We start from the raw sequence: 14,797 nt of genomic DNA, 5'->3' as shown, positions 1-14,797 counted from the left end.
CCGACCGGCGACGTCAGCCCTGCTCCCCCGGCAGCCGCAGGTCCCAGCCGACCAGTGCACGCAGCTGCTCCGCGCTCACGCCCTCCGGCACCGGCTGCGGAGCGTCGTGGCGCAGCGGCGGCTGCCAGCCCTCCTCCTCGGTCCAGCGACGGACCACCTTGGCCGGCGCCCCGGCGACCACGCTGTGGTCGGGCACCTCGCCGCGCACCACGGCGCCCGCCGCGACCACCACGTTGCGGCCGATCCGTGCCCCCGGCAGGATCACCGCTCCGGTGCCGATCCAGCTGCCCGCGCCGATCTCCACCGGCTCGTTGCGCGGCCACTGCTTGCCGATCGGCAGCTCGGTGTCCCGGTACTCGTGTGCCTGGTCGCTGATGTACACGCCCGGCCCGGTCCACACGTCGTCACCGATGACGATCGACTGGTGGCCGACGATGTGGCTGTCCCGGCCGATCACGCAGCCGCCGCCGATCCGCACGATCGGCTCCGGCCCGAGGTCGAGCCCGGGCAGGAACCCGGCGCTGATGGTGACCCGTTCACCGATGATCGAGAACGGCCCGATGGTGATCCACTGTTCGTTGAACACCGCCCCGAGCGGAAAGCCGAGGGTCGTACCGTCCCCCAACTCGCCGAACCGGTACGGGCCGGGGTTGCGGTTGGTGACCGCGCCGGTCCGCTGCACCCAGCGCCAGCCCCGGTGAACCAGGCGTCCGGCGGCACGGCGGCCACCGGCCCGGACGGCTGAGACGAGGGATCGGGATATCGGCATGCGATCACGTTACCGGCCCGTAGCGTCCGCCCGTCGGCCGGGAGGCCGACGTCACACCGGCCGCTTCCGCCCCGGTCGCCACACCGGCCGCCGGCACCGGCCGGCCCCTTCGGCACGGACGAAGGCCGCGCCCCGGAATGCTCTGATCAGTCGAAGGCCGCGCCCACAAGGGCCGAGCCCCGGAAGACCCCGACCGCCCGAAGACCGTGACCGTCCGAAGGCCCCGGCCACCGAACACCCGGGCCACTCGAAGAAATGTACGAAATCCGCGACCGGTGGCCGACCCCGGTGGAAGACTCCGACCCATGGAGATCACCGAGCACATCGACGCGCTGCGCCACGAGGGCACCCGGCTCGCCGACGCCGCGGCCCGCACCGAGCTGACCGCCCCCGTACCGACCTGCCCGGAGTGGCAGCTGGCCGACCTGCTGCGGCACATCGGCTACGTCCACCGCTGGGCCGCCACCATCGTCTCCCGGGGCCTGCCGGCGCCGCTGGACGAGGCGGGTGCCCAGGCTGCCGTCGGGCCGATGCCCTCGGACGGCGCCCTGCTCGACTGGTACCGCGAGGGCCACGCCGCCCTGCTGGACACGCTCACCACAGCGCCCGCCGACCTCGCATGCTGGAGCTTCCTGCCCTCGCCCCGCCCGCTGGCGTTCTGGGCCCGGCGTCAGGCGCACGAGACCGCCGTCCACCGGTACGACGCCGACGCGGCCGCCGGGGTGCCGGGACCGGTCGTGGACACCTCGCTCGCCCTGGACGGCATCGACGAACTGCTGAGCGGCTTCATGACCAGCGGTCGCTCCAGGCTGCGCAGCGAGCAGCCGCGCACCTTCCGGATCCGGGCGACCGACGGGGCCGGCTCCTGGCACCTGACAGTCACCCGGGAGCCGGTGGTCGTCATCGACGGCGAGGGCCCCGAGCCGGCCGACCTGACGCTCACCGGCCCCGCCCGCGAGCTCTACCCGCTGCTGTGGAACCGGCTGCCCGCCGGACAGGCCGGCGAGGTCAAGGCGGTCGGCGACGAGGGGCTGCTCGGCTTCTGGAACGACGCGGCGGCGATCTGATCCCCGTGCCCGGGGAACGGTCGTGACCACCCGGGAACGGCGATGGCCCCGGGTGTGGCGTCCGGACGCCGCACCCGGGGATCCGCCGCCGTCAGCGCACCCAGCGCGCGGGCCGCTTCTCCAGGAACGACCGCATCCCCTCCTGTGCCTCGGCCGAACCGAACAGCCGCGCCGACAGCTCCACCAGCTCGTCCGCGTCCCGCTCGAAGGAACGCACCACATCGGCGTTGGCCAGCCGCTTCGACTCCGCGAGGCCCTGCGGGGAGCCCAGGCGCAGCGCGTCCAGCAGGCCCTTCAGCACCACGTCGGTGGACTCGGCGGAGTCGGTGGCACTGGTGATCAGGCCGATCCGGGCGGCCTCGGCGCCGTCGAAGACCTCGCCGGTGAGGTAGTAGCGGGAGGCCGCGCGCGGGTCCAGCTTCGGGCGCAGCGGCAGCGAGATGACCGCGGGCGCGAGGCCGAGCCGCACCTCGGTGAAGGCGAAGGTCGAGGCCGGTCCGGCGACGGCGAGGTCCGCCGCGCCGACCAGACCGAGGCCGCCGGCCCGGACGTGCCCGTCGATGACCGCGATCACCGGCTTGGCGCAGTCCACGATCGCCCGCTGGAGTTCGACCAGACCGCGCGGCCCGACCGTCGGGTCCGCGCCGGTCGCCTCGGAGAGGTCCGCGCCCGCACAGAACACCTTGCCGGCGTGGCCGAGCACCACCGCGCGGACCTCCGGGTCGGCCGCCGCGGAGGCCAGCCCGGCGTGCAGCTCGGCCATCAGCCGGGTGGAGAGCGCGTTCCGGTTGTGCGGCGAGTCGAGGGTGAGCGTGGTGACGGCGTCGGCGGTGCTGACGCGGACGAGGGGCGCTGCGCTGGTCATCGGCGGGGCCTGCCTTCCGGCTGAGGGTGGGTCGGACTGCGGGGCGCGGTCCGGGGCCTGCCCGGACGACGCCCGGACGACTCTGGCACGCCCACCCTCCCCTCGGCCAGAGCCGACCTGTCCGTCGGCACGAGAGGCCACTTCTTCCAGTCCGTCCGGACCGACAGCGAACAGATGACGGATGACAGATGACAGATGTTGAAATCTGTCATCTGTTCGCCGTCATCTGTCATCCGTTCGCCCACCCACTCCCCGCCCGCACCAGCCGCCCAATTCCCAAGTGGTACAGACCTGTTGACGCATTGGTCCAGTCCTCCTACAGTTCCCATGCCTCGCCTCCCCACGGCGCAGGCATCGATCGCACACGGATCAACCAAGGTTCTACGTCACCCTGTTCAACCCCCACAGCCACAGGGAGAACCATGTCCGCTCGATCCCGGGCCTGGCGCCCGCGTCTGCGCAGCAGACTGCTCGCGCTGCTGTCCGTTCTGCTCCTGCCCCTCGCCGTCCTGACCGCGCTGGCCGCCCCCGCGAACTCGGCCGCCGCCGGCAAGCTCACCGCCACCTTCACCACCGCCAACAACGGCTCCTGGTGGCAGGGCACCTACATCGTCCACAACGACAACCCGACCGCGGTGAGCGGCTGGAGCCTGGAGTTCGACCTCCCGGCCGGCGTCACCATGGGCAGCACCTACAACGGCACCGCCACCGTCAACGGCCGGCACGTCACCGTCGCCGCGGCGTTCTACAACTCCACCGTCAACGCCCACGGCACCACCGAGCCGTACAGCTTCTGGTTCGTCGGCAACGGCCCGGTCACCACCCCGCTCAACTGCCGGATCAACGGCGACAAGTGCGACGGCACCCCCGACGTCCCGCCGTCCGCGCCGGGCACCCCTACGGTCACCGAGTCCACCGCGCACACGCTCGCGCTCAGCTGGCCGGCCGCCACCGGCGGGGACTTCCCGGTCGCCTCCTACGACGTGCTCAGCGGCAGCACCGTGCTCGCCTCCAGCCCGACCACCACCGTCCTGGTCACCGGCCTCACCCCGGCCACCTCGTACACCCTGACCGTCCGGGCCAAGGACAGCCGCGGCAACACCGGTCCGCTCGGCGCGCCCGTCACCGCGTCCACCTTCGACCCGTCCACCGACACCTCACCGCCCACCGCTCCGTCCAACCTCCGCTCCACCGGGGTCAGTTCGACGGACGTGAAGCTCGCCTGGAACGCCGCCACCGACAACGTCCGGGTCGCCGCGTACGACATCTACCAGGGCGGCACCCTGGTGGCCACGGCCTCCGGCAGCACGCTCGCCGCGACCATCGGCAACCTCTCGCCGTCCACCACCTACACGTTCACCGTGAAGGCCCGCGACGCCGCCGACAACGCCTCGCCCGCCTCCGCGGCGCTCACCGTGACCACCTCGGACCTGGTCGGCGCCGGGAAGTACGCCCGGGTCGGCTACTTCGTCCAGTGGGGCATCTACGGCCGCCAGTACTTCGTCAAGAACCTGGACACCTCGGGCGCCGCCGCCAAGCTCGACGTCATCAACTACGCCTTCGAGAACATCGATCCGGTCAACCTGACCTGCCTGGCGGGCGTCACCAAGGGCACCACCGGCAACCCGGAGGACCCGGACCAGGGCACCGGTGCCGGTGACGCCGACGCCGACTACGCCCGCCCGATGAGCGCCGACCAGTCGGTCGACGGCGTGGCCGACGACGGCTGGGGCAAACTCCGCGGCAACCTCAACCAGTTGAAGAAGCTCAAGGCCAAGTACCCGAACCTGAAGGTGGTCGTCTCGCTCGGCGGCTGGACCTACTCCAAGTACTTCTCCGACGCCGCCGCCACCGACGCGTCCCGCCAGAAGTTCGTCAAGTCCTGTGTCGACACCTGGATCAAGGGCAACCTGCCGGTCTACAACGGCGCCGGTGGCGACGGCGTGGCGGCGGGCATCTTCGACGGCATCGACCTCGACTGGGAGTGGCCCGGCTCCGCCGACGGCCACCCGGGCAACCACTGGAGCGTCAACGACAAGGACAACCTGACCCTGCTGCTCGCCGAATTCCGCAAGCAGCTGGACGCGTTGGGCGGTTCCCACAAGCTGATCACCGCCTTCACCCCGGCGGACCCGGCGAAGGTCGCGGCCGGCTGGGACCTCTCGAAGATCTTCAGCTCGCTGGACATCGCCAACGTCCAGGGCTACGACTTCCACGGCTCGGGCAGCGACAACTCCTGGGAGCCCAACCGCACCGGCCACGCCTCCAACCTCTTCCAGGACCCGAACGACCCCTACACCACCCACTTCAGCATCGACACGGCCGTCCAGACCTACCTGAACGCCGGAGTCAACCCGCGCAAGCTGACCATCGGCTTCCCGTTCTACGGGCGCGGCTGGCAGACCGTGGCGGACGGCGGCGCGAACGGCGCCTGGCAGTCGGCGAACGGCGCCGCACCTGGCCAGTTCAGCGACGAGGCCGGTACCCGCGGGTACAACAACCTGATCACCAGCCTCACCAACCTCAAGGTCTACCACGACACCAAGTCCATTGCGACGTACGGCTACACGGGAGCCGGCGGCCAGTGGTGGACCTTCGACGACGCCTGGTCGATCGCGCAGAAGACGGCCTACCTCAAGTCGAAGAACCTCCTCGGCGGCATGATCTGGGAGATGTCGGGCGACACCCCGTCCGGCACTCTGATGTCCGCCCTGGACACCGGACTCAAGTAGCCGACGCACGACGGTTCCGCGAACCGCGTCGCACCGAGAAGGGGGCCGGCGTCCCTCCCCTCACCGGGGAGGGGCGCCGGCCCCGCGTCGTGACGGCCGCCCTACCGCGAGGCCATCGCCGTCAGCCGCCGCGCGGCGCGGTGCTGCCGCAGCACCTGGGAGAAGGTGGTGTGCCCCTGGGTGTTCCGGGCGAAGGCCCGCCAGGCCGGCGGCACCAGGCAGACCGCCGCGTGGAACAGGTACGGCCGCCGCTCGAAGGCGCCCAGCAGCTGCTTGCCCGCGCGCATCTCCACGCCGAGCCCGGCCTTGACGGCGAAGGCGTAGTTCAGCGCCTCGCGCCGCACCGCCGCCGCGTCACCCGCCTCGGCGACCTGCACCGCCCACTCGCCGGCCAGCCGGCCCGAGCGCAGCGCGTACGAGATGCCCTCGCGGGTCCACGGCTCCAGCAGCCCGGCCGCGTCGCCGGCGACCAGGACCCGGCCGCGGGAGAGCGGCGAGTCCTCCGTCCGGCAGCGGGTCAGGTGTCCGGACTCGACCCTGGGGGTGAACCCGGACAGGCCCAGCCGGCGGATGTAGTCGGCGAGGTACTGCTTGGTCCGCTCGCCGTCGCCGCGCGCCGAGATGACGCCGACGGTCAGGCTGCTGGTCTCGGTCTTCGGGAACACCCAGCCGTAACTGCCGGGCAGCGGGCCCCAGTCGAGGTGGATCCGGCCCGACCAGTCCGCGGCGACCTGCGGCGGCACCGGGATCTCCGCCTCCAGCCCGAGGTCGATCTGGTCGAAGGTGACGCCGACGTGCCGGCCGATCCGGCTCGCGCTGCCGTCCGCGCCGACCACCGCGCGGGCCTCGAAGGTACGCCCGTCGGCCGCCGTCACCAGGGCCGTCCGGTGCGCGCCGCCGCGCTGCTCGACGCCGGTGACGGTCACTCCGGTGACCAGCACCGCCCCGGCCTGCTTGGCCGCCTGCACCAGGCGCAGGTCGAACTCGTCGCGGTTGACCAGGCCGAACAGCATCCGCTTGGAACGCCGCGTCCGGGTGAACTTCCCGTCGTACGCGAAGGTCACGGCGTGCACCCGGTCCTGCAACGGCAGCCGGAAGTCCGGCGGCAGGCTGTCCCTGGAGGGGCCGATGATGCCACCGCCGCAGGTCTTGTACCGGGGGTGTTCGGCCTTGTCGAGCAGCAGCACCCGGCGGCCCTGGACCGCGGCGGCGTGTGCGGCCGAGGAGCCCGCCGGTCCGGCGCCGACCACCACGACGTCCCAGACGCCGTCCGGCGGCGAGGCCGCGTCGTCGACCGGGCCGTCGACCGGGCCACCCTCGATCTGGCCGTCCTCGATCGGGCGGTCGAGCGGGCTGCGGGAATCGAAGCTTCCGGAGTCAGTCACGTTGAGCAATCCTATGCGTCCGCCCGCACCCGACAGACGCACCGGCCCGCGCCCGGCGGACGCGTCCGCCGACTCCCGACGGACGCACGACCCCGTGCCCCTCGGACGCACCGCCCCGCACCCGGCCCCCTCACCCCCGGTACCCACCAGCCCCACACCCACGGAACCCCGTGTTCCGCGCCGCCTATGATCGGCAGTACCCCAACCACCAGATCCGCCCGCCCACCCGAGGGCGGACCGTCACCCCGGAGCCCCGATGTCACAGCCCCTGGCCGACGCCGTCCGGTCCCTGATGGACCGTGCCCGCACCGACCTCGCCGAACTGGTCGCCTTCCCGTCGGTCGCCGACCCGCGTCAGTTCCCGGTCGAGGAGTGCGAGAGGGCCGCACGCTGGGTCGCCGATGCCTTCGCCGCCGAGGGCCTGACCGGCATCCGGCTGCTGGACACCCCGGACGGCACCCAGTCCGTCTACGGCGAACTGCCCGGCCCCGAGGGTGCCCCGACCGTCCTGCTCTACTCCCACTACGACGTCCAACCCCCGCTGAACGAGGACGACTGGCTCAGCCCCGCGTTCGAGCTGACCGAGCGCGACGGCCGCTGGTACGGGCGCGGCGCCGCCGACTGCAAGGGCAACATCCTGATGCACCTGACCGCCCTGCGGGCGCTGCGTCAGGTGTACGGCGACGCCTACCCGGTCGGTCTGAAGATCATCGTCGAGGGCTCGGAGGAGCAGGGCACCGGCGGCCTGGAGCGCTACGCCGAGGCCCACCCCGAGCTGCTCGCCGCCGACGCCATCGTCATCGGCGACACCGGCAACTTCGCCGCCGGCCTGCCCACCGTGACCGCCTCGCTGCGCGGCATGACGGTCGTCGAGGCCACGGTCACCACGCTGGCCGGCAACCTGCACTCCGGTGCCTTCGGCGGCGCCGCCCCGGACGCGCTCCAGTGCCTGGTCCGGGCGCTGGCCTCGCTGCACGACGAGAACGGCGACGTCGCGGTGGCCGGCCTGACCGCCGACCAGACCTGGACCGGCGTGCAGTACCCGGAGGAGCAGTTCCGCTCCGACGCCAAGGTGCTCGACGGCGTCGCCCTGACCGGCACCGGCACCATCGCGGACCGCCTCTGGGCCCGCCCGTCCGTCACCGTCCTCGGCATCGACGCCCCGCCGGTGATCGGCGCCACGTCGTCCGTCCAGGCCACCGCCAAGGCCCTGATCAGCCTGCGCATCCCGCCGGGCACGGACGCGGGCGCCGCCCAGGACGCGCTGGTCGCCCACCTGGAGGCGCGGGTCCCGCTCGGCGCCCGGCTCACCGTCCAGCGCCAGGGCACCGGCTCCCCGTTCCTCGCCGACACCAGCGGCCCGGCGTACGAGGCGATGGGCGAGGCGATGGCGGAGGCCTTCGGCACCGGGATGGTCGCCTCCGGCGAGGGCGGCTCGATCCCGCTCTGCAACACGCTGCGCACGCTCTACCCGCAGGCCGAGATCGTGCTGATCGGCGTCGAGGAGCCGACCACCCAGATCCACGCGGTCAACGAGAGCGTCGACCCGCAGGAGCTGGAGCGGATGGCCCTCACCGAGGCGCTGTTCCTCCGCCGCTACGCCGAACTGCGCTCCGTCTGACGGAAGTCCGACCGGCGGTCCGCCCCGAGGTCCGGCGCGACCTCGGGAACGGCCGTCCGAGGGGCCGCCGGCCGCCCGCCGCGCAACCGGCGGGCGGCCGCGACCACGGCCGCGTAACCGACCGCACCCACCGCGAGCCCGGCCCCTGCCCCGAAGCACACCTCCGGCACCAGGTTCCGCCGCAGCGGGGCGACCCGGTGCGCCACCCCGGCGGCCGTCGCCGCGCCCAGCACCGCGACGGCCGTCCACCGGGCCCGGGGCGCGAGCCGCACGGCCGGCCGCACCGGCTCGACGGCCCGCACCGCACGCGCCGCCCAGCCGCCCATCGCCGCCAGGGCGAGCGCCGAACTGCCGTACTGCAGGGCCTCGTACAGCGGGACGCCGGCCACCGGCCGGTCCAGTACGGGCAGCAGCCGTACGCCCAGCCGGTCCCCGTGGGTGAACGCGTCCCAGCCGACGTGGGTGGCCGCGCCGATCGCCGCCGACGCCGCGAACCACGCCGCACCGGAGCCCGCGGAGCCGCCGGTGACTCCGGCCCGTCGGGCCGTCAGCGCCTCGGCACCCCCGGCCCACCGCTCGGGCAGCAGCGCCACCACCGGCCCGCGCAGCAGCCCGTGCCAGCCCGCCACCAGCGCACCGGCGATCGCCACGTCCAGCGTCGGCACCGCCCACCACCGGTGGGTCAGCCCGCCGTGGCCGTACACCCCGGGCAGCAGGGACTCGGCGAAGAACGGCACGTCCGGCGCCATCGACCCGGCGACCAGAGCCGACGCCACCAAGGGCCCGCGCGCCCCGGCGGCACGGAGCAGGGGCAGGACGGCGGCGGGATGGCTCAGCGTGAACGGCATGCCCCCATCCTCGCGCCCGCCGCCGCCCCGCCGCGAACCGGGAGGCGCCCCCGTCCCAGCGCGGCACCGCGCCGCGAACCGCGAGGCGTCCCCTGCCCGCCGCTACGCCGCGTCCGCCGTGCTCGCCAGCCCGACCGCCACCCGGCGCCCCGCCTCCAGGTACCGCAGCTCGCCGCTGCGCCGCGCGTCCAGCGCGGCCGCCAGCCGCCGGTAGCGCCCCGGGGGCAGCAGTTCGCCGGCCTCGTCCAGGGTGACGAAGCGCCAGCTGCGCAGTTCCTCCTGCTGGAGCAACAGGTCCTGCCGGCCCTCCGCGTCGAGCAGGCCGCCGTCGTACATCAGCCGCAGACCGCCACGGCGCGGGCCGGTGCGCGGCTCCCAGTCGACGGCGAGCAGGCGCAGTGCGGACGGTTCCAGGCGCAGGCCCAGCTCCTCGGCGGTCTCGCGCAGGGCGGCATCGGTGGGGGCCTCGCCGCGTTCGACCACGCCACCGGGGAAGTCCCAGTCGGGCTTGTAGACCGGGTCGACGAGCAGGACCCGGTCCTGCTCGTCGAAGAGCAGGACGGCGGAGGCCACGGTGTCCCCGGTCGGGTCCGGGGTCTGGACGATCGGGCAGCGGGCGGCGCCGACCCGGAGCAGCTCGGCGATCCGGTGCGCGGTCTCCTGGGGGGAGAGCCTTCCGGTGTCGATCATCCGGGCGTCCCCGACCAGCCAGCGCCGGGCGGCCCGGTAGCGGGGCAGGTGTTCGAGGCACCATTCCCGGACCCGCTGGCTGGCCTCCGGATCACCCGGACACTCCTCGCGGTGGGCGATGCGGTCACGCAGGATCGTTTCTTCAGGGTCCAGCACGAAGTGGTGCACCGAGATCCCGTGCGCGGCCAGGTCCCCGAAGATCTCGTCCCGGTAGTCCTCCCTGAGCAGGGTCATCGGGACCACCAGCGGGCCCCCGACCTCGCCCAGCAGCGCCGCCGCCGTCTCCGCGACGAGCCGGCGCCAGGCCGCCAGGTCCTGGAAGTCGGACACCGTCGCCAGCCGGTCGGCCGGGAGCATCCGACGCAGGCCGAAGCCCACCAGCTCGGGATCGAAGAGCACGCTCCCGGGCAGCAGTTCCACCAGCTCGCGGCAGGCGCTCGTCTTGCCCGCCCCGAATGTGCCATTGACCCAGACGATCACAACGTCCCCTGCCCTCGACTTCCCCCGATGCCGTTCGCACCGGGCAGCGCCCCCGTCAGCCGAACCAGCGCCACCCGTGGTGGTACCCGCGCCACGCCGCTCCCCATGCCTCCGGGGCGCGCCCGCCCCTGTGCCCCGGCCTGCCCCGTGACAGCGGCATGTGCCCAGGTCAGGCGCCCGCGCACGGGAATATGCAGACCGGTCTACATCAAAATTGCACCCTGCCACCACTGTGTGGGCACAGGACGTCAGCTGGGTCGACTTCCCGCGCACGCCCCGCTCGTGCGCTGCTCGCGCCCCTGCCCGTGCGCTCCCGCACGCCCTCGTGCACGCTCCGCACTCGACTGCCACCGCCCGCCCGCTTGCGCGGCCCGCACCACGGCGCGTACAGAGGAACGATGAAGCTGCTGCCCGTCGGCCGCGTCGTCGTCATCGGCTCGGTCAACACCGACCGGATCCTCCGCTGTCCCGCACTCCCCTCCCCGGGCGAGACCGTCCTCGCCACCGCCGCCACCCGGGGCTTCGGCGGCAAGGGTGCCAACCAGGCGGTGGCGGCGGCCCGGATGGGGGCGGCGGCGCACCTGGTCGCCAAGGTCGGGGGCGATGCCGAGGGCGAGGCGGCACGTGCCGATCTGCACGGCGCGCAGGTCGAGACGGGCTCCGTGCTCACCCACCCGGACGAGCCCACCGGTCATGCGGTCGTCCTGGTCGACCCGTCCGGTGAGAACAGCATCGTCGTCGTCCCCGGCGCCAATGCCCACCTCGCCCCGGAGGAGGTCACCGCCGCGCTGGCCCGCCTCCGTCTGCTCCCCGTCGACGTGCTCCTGACCAGCAACGAGGTCCCCGCGGAGTGCATCCGCGCGACCGCCGCCGCCCTGCCCGCCCTCGGCCCCTCGGGCGGCACCCGCTGGCTGCACAACACCGCGCCCGCCGGCGCCCTGCCGAAGGCCGGCCCCACCGGACGCCGTCCGCTGGTCGTCGCGAACGCCGTCGAGGCCCGCCAGCTCACCGGCGCCACCGACGTCGCCGAGGCGGCCCGGGCCCTGGCCCGACGCGCCGAGGGCGCCGTGGTCACCCTCGGCGGCGAGGGCGCGCTGGTCGTGGTGGACGGAGCGCTGACCCGGCTGCCCGCCCCCGCCGTCCGGGTGGTCGACACCACCGGCGCCGGCGACGTCTTCTGCGGCGCCCTCGCCGCCGCGCTCGCCCGCGGCGCCGGACCGCGGGAGGCGGCCGCCACCGCCGTCGCCGCCGGGGCCTTCGCCGTCACCGCCCTCGGCGCCCGCGGCGCCCTCCCCCGCCCCTCGGACCTCTGACCCCCGCGCCGGCCCCCTCCCCTTCGTCTCTGCCCGGGCGTCGGAATCCACCGGCCCCGGCGCGGAGAACGCCCGTCGGGGGCGCCGGGCGGACCCGGCGCCCCCGACGGGCGGACCGACGGCCTCGCTACGGCCGCCCCATGAACGACGGGTAGTAGCCGCTGCTGATCCCCGAGATCCGGACGTTTGTCCCGGGCCGCGCCGCCTCGACGTACTTGTTGTCGCCCAGGTAGATCGCCACGTGCTGGATGCCCCTGGCCGTCCCGTCCGGCGACCAGAACAGCAGGTCACCGCGGCGCAGCTGGCTCGCCCCGATCGGCGTGGTCGCCGCGAACTGGTCGTTGGCGACGCGCGGCAGGGAGATCCCGCCGCGCCGGAAGGACTGCTGCACCAGGCCGGAGCAGTCGTAGCCGTCCGGTCCGTTGCCCGCCCGGCGGAACGGCACGCCCTGCTGGGAGAGCGCGAACTGCACGGCGGTCTCGACGTCCCGGTCTTCCGCGACCGAGTCGTCGGAGTAGTGGCCCTGCCCCGCGGAGTCCGAGGAGGAGCCGCCCCCGGTGTGCGCCAGGTAGACGTCGTGGTGCGAGGTCCAGCGCCACTGCCCCTGACTGTTGCGGAACCAGTAGCGCGAGCCGTCCCAGCCCTGCTCGATCCCGCCGGAGGATCTGGTCGTGGACCTGGCGGCGGACGAGGTGCCACCGCCGGCGCGGGCCGTGTACACGTCGTAGTGCGAGGTCCAGCGCCACTGCCCCTGACTGTTCTTGAACCAGTACCGCGAGCCGTCCCATCCGGCGTGCGCCGGGGCGGGCTCGGCGGCCGCGGGGCTGACGCCAGTGCCGAGGCCGATCACGCCCGCACCGGTCGCGATCACGGCCACCATGCCTATCCCCCGACGGAGCCGCGCGGTGCGGGACGGACGGGGGGTACGAGCGATGGCAGCGTCCTGCTGCCCGGTCGGTTCGCCGGCGGACTCCGGCGCACCGGTGTTGACGGTGGTCATCGTGCTGACTTCCTTCACTGCTGCGGATTGCTGCGAATTGCTGTGACCGGCCAGGACTGGCCGTGCTTGTCGGCAGAGCCCCCGCCCGGCACGCCGCGGCTTCCGGTCCTGCGACCGGGAGCCGCGGCGTGTCGTCCGGGTATTCGGTTCTGCCTGCGTGTCACGTTAGGCACGCGTCCGCTCACGGCGCGCAGTGGAGTGCGCCAATGGAAGGGTCACGGGTGGTGAGCACCGACGGCGCATCAGGGTGAACACCCGTCATCCGGGGCGCCGTCCGACGCCCCCTCATCACCGGCCGCCGGCCTCCGCCAGGAGCTGCTTCTTCAGCACCTTTCCCAGGGCGTTCCTGGGCAGTTCGGGCACCAGGACGACCCGGCGCGGCCGCTTGTGCACCGAGAGCCGCTCCGCCACGAAGGCCGTCAGCTGGTCCCCCGTCACGGCGCCGTCCGGAATGACGTACGCCACGATCGCCTGTCCGAGATCCTCGTCCGGCACGCCGACCACCGCCGCGTCGGCGACCGCCGGGTGGTCGCGCAGCGCGGCCTCCACCTCGCCCGCGCCGATCCGGTAGCCGCCGCTCTTGATCAGGTCGACCGAGGCCCGGCCGACGATCCGGTGGAAACCGTCGGCTCCGATCACCGCGACGTCACCGGTGCGGAACCAGCCGTCCGCCGTCCACGCCTCGGCGTCCGCGTCCGGCCGGTTGAGGTAGCCGCTGAACAGCGTCGGGCCGAAGACCTGGAGCTCGCCGACGCTCTCCCCGTCGGCGGGCACCAGTGCGCCGTCCTCGCCGACCAGCCGGGTGCGCACCCCGTCCAGCGGCAGCCCGACGCTGCCCGGGCGCCGCTCGCCGTCCGCACGGGTGCTGACGGTGATCAGCGACTCGGTCATCCCGTACCGCTCGATCGGGGCGTGCCCGGTGAGCGCCGCCAGCTTCTCGAACACCGGGACGGGCAGCGGCGCGCTGCCGGAGACCAGCAGCCTGGCCGGGGCGAGCCTGGCCGCCGCCTCCGGGTCCGCCGCCAGCCGGGACCAGACGGTGGGAACGCCGAAGTACAGACTGCCGCCCGCCGCCGCGTACCCCTCCGGAGTGGGCCGCCCGGTGTGCACCAGCCGGCTGCCGGTGCGCAGGGCGCCGAGCACGCCGAGCAGCAGCCCGTGCACATGGAACAGCGGCAGGCCGTGCACGAGGGTGTCCTCGGCGGTCCACTGCCAGGCGGCGGCCAGGGCCTCCAGGTCTGCGGCGATCGCCTCGCGCCGGATCACCACGCCCTTGGGCGCGCCGGTGGTGCCAGAGGTGTAGAGCACGAAGCCGGTCGACGCGGCGGCCGGCTCGGCGTACGAGGTGGCGGAGCGCTGCCCGGGATCGACCGGCAGCCCCGCCACCGACGTGTCCTGCGACGGCTCGTCCCCGACCGCGTGCGCGAGCAGCGCCGCGCCCGAGTCGCGCAGGATGTGCTCGCGCTCCTTGGGGCCGGAGTCGGGCGGCAGCGGGACCACGGGAACGCCTGCCAGCAGACCGCCGACCACGGCGATGACGGTCTCGACGGTGGGCCGGGCGAGCACCGCGAGCGCCGGCGCGCCCGCCACCCGGTCGGCGACGGCGGTCGCCGCGCCCACCAGTTCCTCCCGGGAGAGCGTCCGACCGTCGATCCGCAGCGCGTCCGCCGCGTCGCCGAAACCGCCCTGAAGTGCCGTCAGCAGTGCCATGCCACCGTCCTCGCCTCGTTCCAGCCGGCGCGCCGCGCCCGTACGCCGCGCGCTCGCCGCGCGTGCCCGCCTCCGCGTCACGCGCCGGCGCCGACTCTACGGGCCGCCGCCCGGCCCACCGCGCGCCGGGGAGGACGGGACGCGACTCGGAGGGCGGAGGGCGCCCGGCAACGACGCAGGGCGGAGGACACCCGGGAACGGCGGGGGGGGGGGGGGGGCCCGGGGGGGCGGGGCCCCCCCCCCCCCCCGGGGGGGGGGGGGGGCGGGGGCCGGGGGGGGGGCCGCGGGGGGGGGGTGGGGGGCGCCCCCCGGGGGGT

General features: G+C 74.3%; 11 protein-coding genes. 4 read left to right on the top strand and 7 right to left on the bottom strand.

Going from position 1 to position 14,797, the window contains the following annotated elements; genetic code table 11:
- Window positions 1-13: 13 nt before the first annotated feature.
- Window positions 14-769 carry an acyltransferase gene (locus ACIQOW_RS37680; RefSeq protein ID WP_401092344.1) on the bottom strand — a complete coding sequence of 252 codons (756 nt, stop codon included), beginning with the start codon at window positions 767-769 and terminating at the stop codon, window positions 14-16.
- 305 nt (window positions 770-1,074) lie between these two features.
- Here ACIQOW_RS37680 and ACIQOW_RS37675 point away from each other — a divergent pair, with 305 nt between their 5' ends.
- Window positions 1,075-1,836: a maleylpyruvate isomerase family mycothiol-dependent enzyme gene (locus tag ACIQOW_RS37675; protein WP_401092343.1), complete on the top strand. Its 762-nt coding sequence runs from the start codon at window positions 1,075-1,077 to the stop codon at window positions 1,834-1,836.
- Between the two features lie 91 nt (window positions 1,837-1,927).
- Here the strand turns inward: ACIQOW_RS37675 and ACIQOW_RS37670 are convergent, their stop codons facing one another.
- Window positions 1,928-2,701, bottom strand: a complete 774-nt coding sequence (locus ACIQOW_RS37670; protein ID WP_401092342.1) for an enoyl-CoA hydratase family protein — start codon at window positions 2,699-2,701, stop codon at window positions 1,928-1,930.
- Window positions 2,702-3,123: 422 nt separating this feature from the next.
- On the opposite strand from ACIQOW_RS37670, the gene ACIQOW_RS37665 reads away from it, so the two are divergent.
- Complete coding sequence (locus ACIQOW_RS37665) at window positions 3,124-5,433, top strand: glycosyl hydrolase family 18 protein (protein WP_401092341.1); 2,310 nt, start codon at window positions 3,124-3,126, stop codon at window positions 5,431-5,433.
- A gap of 101 nt (window positions 5,434-5,534) precedes the next feature.
- Here ACIQOW_RS37665 and ACIQOW_RS37660 read toward each other — a convergent pair whose 3' ends face one another.
- Complete coding sequence (locus tag ACIQOW_RS37660; protein ID WP_401092340.1) at window positions 5,535-6,818, bottom strand: geranylgeranyl reductase family protein; 1,284 nt, start codon at window positions 6,816-6,818, stop codon at window positions 5,535-5,537.
- Between the two features lie 256 nt (window positions 6,819-7,074).
- Between ACIQOW_RS37660 and ACIQOW_RS37655 the strand changes: the two genes are divergently transcribed.
- The gene (locus tag ACIQOW_RS37655; protein WP_401092339.1) at window positions 7,075-8,439 is read left to right on the top strand and encodes a dipeptidase; all 1,365 of its coding nucleotides are present in this window, start codon (window positions 7,075-7,077) and stop codon (window positions 8,437-8,439) included.
- Here ACIQOW_RS37655 and ACIQOW_RS37650 read toward each other — a convergent pair.
- Entirely contained in the window at window positions 8,415-9,287 is an 873-nt protein-coding gene (locus ACIQOW_RS37650) for a DUF4184 family protein (protein ID WP_401092338.1), read from the bottom strand. The genes ACIQOW_RS37655 and ACIQOW_RS37650 overlap by 25 nt on opposite strands.
- A gap of 102 nt (window positions 9,288-9,389) precedes the next feature.
- Window positions 9,390-10,457 carry an NUDIX domain-containing protein gene (locus ACIQOW_RS37645; protein ID WP_401092337.1) on the bottom strand — a complete coding sequence of 356 codons (1,068 nt, stop codon included), beginning with the start codon at window positions 10,455-10,457 and terminating at the stop codon, window positions 9,390-9,392.
- A gap of 398 nt (window positions 10,458-10,855) precedes the next feature.
- Here ACIQOW_RS37645 and ACIQOW_RS37640 point away from each other — a divergent pair, with 398 nt between their 5' ends.
- A complete protein-coding gene (locus ACIQOW_RS37640) occupies window positions 10,856-11,770 on the top strand; it encodes a PfkB family carbohydrate kinase (protein WP_401092336.1) in 915 nt (304 codons plus the stop codon).
- Window positions 11,771-11,897: 127 nt separating this feature from the next.
- On the opposite strand, the gene ACIQOW_RS37635 is transcribed toward ACIQOW_RS37640, so the two are convergent.
- Entirely contained in the window at window positions 11,898-12,770 is an 873-nt protein-coding gene (locus ACIQOW_RS37635; protein WP_401092335.1) for a C40 family peptidase, read from the bottom strand.
- A gap of 288 nt (window positions 12,771-13,058) precedes the next feature.
- Entirely contained in the window at window positions 13,059-14,480 is a 1,422-nt protein-coding gene (locus ACIQOW_RS37630) for an acyl-CoA synthetase (protein ID WP_401092334.1), read from the bottom strand.
- Window positions 14,481-14,797 lie beyond the last annotated feature (317 nt).

This window comes from Kitasatospora sp. NPDC091335, assembly GCF_044757205.1.
GTDB lineage: Bacteria > Actinomycetota > Actinomycetes > Streptomycetales > Streptomycetaceae > Kitasatospora.
Note: the sequence above shows the minus strand (reverse complement) of the source record. Positions and strands in the feature narration are given on the sequence as shown.